At 21.3% G+C, this 3823-nt stretch carries 4 protein-coding genes; 2 read left to right on the forward strand and 2 right to left on the reverse strand.

The window, feature by feature from the left end:
- Window positions 1-283: 283 nt before the first annotated feature.
- Window positions 284-859, reverse strand: a complete 576-nt coding sequence (locus DDW03_RS02515) for a dCTP deaminase domain-containing protein (RefSeq protein WP_228615489.1) — start codon at window positions 857-859, stop codon at window positions 284-286.
- A gap of 27 nt (window positions 860-886) precedes the next feature.
- On the opposite strand from DDW03_RS02515, the gene DDW03_RS02520 reads away from it, so the two are divergent.
- Together DDW03_RS02520 and DDW03_RS02525 are read left to right on the forward strand one after the other, a co-directional pair.
- On the forward strand, window positions 887-2095 hold the full coding sequence (locus DDW03_RS02520) for a M20 family metallo-hydrolase (RefSeq protein WP_228615490.1): 1209 nt from the start codon (window positions 887-889) through the stop codon (window positions 2093-2095).
- A 15-nt stretch (window positions 2096-2110) separates the two neighbouring features.
- Window positions 2111-3001, forward strand: coding sequence for a HEPN domain-containing protein (locus tag DDW03_RS02525; protein WP_228615491.1), 891 nt, complete (start codon window positions 2111-2113; stop codon window positions 2999-3001).
- Here DDW03_RS02525 and DDW03_RS02530 read toward each other — a convergent pair.
- Window positions 2993-3823, reverse strand: an 831-nt coding sequence (locus DDW03_RS02530; protein ID WP_228615492.1) for a glycosyltransferase family 2 protein, incomplete at its 5' end; no start/stop codon positions are given. The genes DDW03_RS02525 and DDW03_RS02530 overlap by 9 nt on opposite strands.

Genomic DNA, 3823 nt, shown 5'->3' on the forward strand with positions numbered 1-3823 from the left:
TGAAAATAAAATATTATATACTATAAAAGGATATTTAAAAAATAATAAAAAGTTCGTTATTATATAAATTAATAGTAATATAATTATGCTTGAATTATGTTTGAAATTTAAGTACATTATTATTGATATTAAAAATAAGGAAATCGTAATTAATAAGAAAATAACATTATATATTATATTGAATAATATTAATGGGTTATAATAAATAATTAAATATAAAATAAAATTAACAGAATTATAATATATTGAAAATAAAGAAAAATATAATAAATTATTTAATCTTTCAATATTTCTCTCCATACCAATATCCCTTATATGTTTCTTTTGATTCCTTTTCTAATTTAATAAATATTAATTGTATCCATGCTTCATTTATATTTATCTTTGCATTAATTGGAAAATAATATGTTTGTGTAAATTCTCCCTTATATCCAGGATCAAATAATGCACTTTCAAACTTCAATATTCCCAATCTATTAAATGTAGATCTTGGTAATGCTATTGCAATCATATCATTTGGAATTTCAACTTCAGGAAATACTACATAGTATAATCCTTTATTTAATACCCAATAATTATTTTTTGGTTTTATTTCAACAAATGAATCTGGAATTTTCTTAAACGAATTTTCTAATAATTCCTTTCTTTTATTTTCATTAATTGCAATTTCTAATAGATCTTCATAATCTAAATTATAATCAAAGAAATACCCTCTCTTATCTTTATCAATTAATATATATTTTATTTTTTTGACTGGTATTTTATATATTTTTTTGGGTTTTATGTCAATTCCTGCAGGATTTACTTTTACATATTCTTTTACAAATTTTTTTGCATCTTCTCCATTTATAACACTCATATAAATATATTGAATATTTTCTTATTTATGAATATAGAGGAATATAGAGATTATATAATAGATTTATATAAGAAATTTATACCAGTTAAATCTATAGGACCAGAAAATAATGGAGAAGGTGAATGGGAAAGAGCAAAAGTATTATATAATATTATAAAAGATTTATTTGATGAAATTAGAATAATTGAAGCACCTGATGAAAGGGTAAAAGAAAAATCAAGACCAAATATTATTGCAATAAAATATGGAAAAAATAGAGAAAAAACATTTTGGATAATTGCACATATTGATACTGTACCAGAAGGAAGTTTAAATCTATGGAAATATGATCCATTTAATGTTACGGTTGAAGGTAATAAAATATATGGAAGAGGAGTACAAGATAATGGAAATGGAATTGTTTTAGGAATATTATTAGCAAAATATTTTAAAGATAATAATATTTTACCTAAATATAATTATGGATTAATATTAGCTTCAGATGAAGAAACCGGAAGTAAATATGGATTAAAATATATTTTGGAAAAAGAGCCAAATTTATTTAAAAAGGATGATTGGATTTTAGTACCTGATTCAGGAAGTCCTGATGGTTTAGATATTGAAATTGCTGAGAAAGGAATATTATGGATAAAATTTAAGGTTATTGGGAAACAAGCACATGCAAGTACCCCAGATTTGGGTATTAATTCAACAAAATTGGGATCTATATTAATTTTACAATTATATGATTCTTTACATGAAAAATATGATAAAGAGAATAAATTATTTAACCCTCCCAAAAGTACATTTGAACCAACAAAAGTTGAAAAAAATGTAGATAATGTAAATACAATACCTGGAGAATTTATATTTTATTATGATTGTAGAATATTGCCAGATTATAATTTAGATGAAGTATATCAAACAATAGAATATATATGTAAAGAATTTGAAAGAAATTATAATTGTAAAATTGATATTGAAATTGTAAATAAAGATTATCCATCTATATTAGGAAATATTGATAATAATGAATTCTTAAATGAATTAAGAGAAGCAATTAAAAAATATAAAAATAATGAACCAAGATTGATAGGAATTGGAGGAGGAACATATGCAAAATATTTAAGAGAAAAAGGTTTGAATGCAATTGTATGGAGTACATATAATGAAAGTGCACATATGCCAAACGAATATATAGATATAAATGATATAATAAATGATGCAAAAATATTGTTAGAAATTCTTAAATCTTAATTTTATATTAAAATAATGGTTGGTATATTTGATCTTGCAAAATTAATGACTGGTTTTAATTTATTTAAGAAAGTACCTCAAGAAAATATAGAATATTCAAAGGAATTAATAGAAAATGCTAAGAAAAATTTATCAGATTCTTATGATTTATATAATAAGAAAAATTATAATTTGGCAATATATTATTTAGAACAATCTCTATATTCTTCTGTAAAGAGTTTAGTATTGTTATTCCAAATGGTAAAATTAAAGGATGTAAAAGATAAAAATTATAATTCATTTGAAGATTTTGTAAATAAAAATAAGATATTTGATAAATTAAAGAAAATAGCTAATCAAAATTCTATAATTTATGAAGTATTATTATCTGAAGAAAATAAGAAAAAATTTAAGGAAGATTATGAAAAATATAAAAAAGAAGTAGATGAATTTTTGAAAAAATTAAAAGATAAAAATGAGAGAAAAAATATTGTTAGATATAATGAAAATGATTTAAATAATCTATTTTCAATTAATGAATTGATTAATAAATATCAAATGTCTGAAGAAGTTGTTGAGAGTTTAATTAATTTTGCTATGAATTTATTTAGTAGAATGGGTGGAAAGGTAAGTAATGTATTAAATACAGGGATGGCTAGAAGTTTAATTAAAAGAGAATTGGAAAAAAATAAAGATACATTAAATATATTTGGAAATATATTAATATTGACTGGAATATTGATGTTGCATGAAAGATCAACAAAAGAGTATGATAAAGATTTAGATTTCTCTCCAGATAATTATACTCAAGATTTGGGAGTTGTAAAATTATATAATAAAATGTATGATATGGTTAATGGATTAATTAAATTTAATGAAAACTTTGTAAATGTATTACAAAATAAAGATAATTTAAAGCTATTTTAGATTAATTTTTATTACTTTGTTTGGATCAAAAGGCTTGTTAACATATTTTAGAAAGTTCATAAGATATTTTTCAATTGTTTTATAATCATAATAAATTATTAAATAATACTTTGCTTTATTTTTTCTTTTAATTCTGTATAAATAAACATAATCATAATATAAAGATAATTTCTTTATCATTTTTATTAAGTATCTTGGATGATAAGGAATAATTAAAAATAATAGGTTCTTATCTAAATTTAACTCTGGTGGTATTAAAATATCTTTTAAGTGAGTATGTAAAATTCTTTCTGGATCTCCCATTGAATTAAATTTTATCCAGGTAGCTAATAATTTATGTAAAGCATAATCTCTAAAATATATTTTAAATAATCTATTTACATATTTTAATCCCTTTGCATATTTCCTTTCTCTGTTTGGTCTTTCCTGATTAATAGCTATAGGTAATCCAAGGAAGTATAAATTAAATCCTTTATGAATTATATCAATACTATACATAAAATCCTCGGTAACATTCATATTTCTCCATCTTACTTTTGTTAATACTTTTTTATAGGTATTTATTGATGCAAATGCTCCAAAACCAATAATCTCGTTTTCTTTATATATCTTTATAATTCCATCTATTAATTCATTCAAATAATCAGGAAATACAACATCAAAATCTATATAAAATATATAATCTACATCTGGATGATTTTTAATTAAATTTTCTAACGCATATTGTCTTCCCAATCCTCTTGTAGATTTTCTTTGAAATACATCAATAAAATCATATTCTTTTAATATTTCGAATGTTCCATCTTTTGAAAAATTATCACA

Origin of the sequence: Candidatus Nanobsidianus stetteri (assembly GCF_003086415.1) — an archaeon.
GTDB lineage: Archaea > Nanobdellota > Nanobdellia > Nanobdellales > Nanobdellaceae > Nanobdella > Nanobdella stetteri_A.

Excerpts from the sequence above, each read along its gene's own strand:
- DDW03_RS02525 (WP_228615491.1), top strand. The coding sequence starts at position 2,111 with ATGGTTGGTATATTTGATCTTGCAAAATTAATGACTGGTTTTAATTTA.
- DDW03_RS02515 (WP_228615489.1), bottom strand. The coding sequence starts at position 859 with ATGAGTGTTATAAATGGAGAAGATGCAAAAAAATTTGTAAAAGAATAT.
- DDW03_RS02520 (WP_228615490.1), top strand. The coding sequence starts at position 887 with ATGAATATAGAGGAATATAGAGATTATATAATAGATTTATATAAGAAA.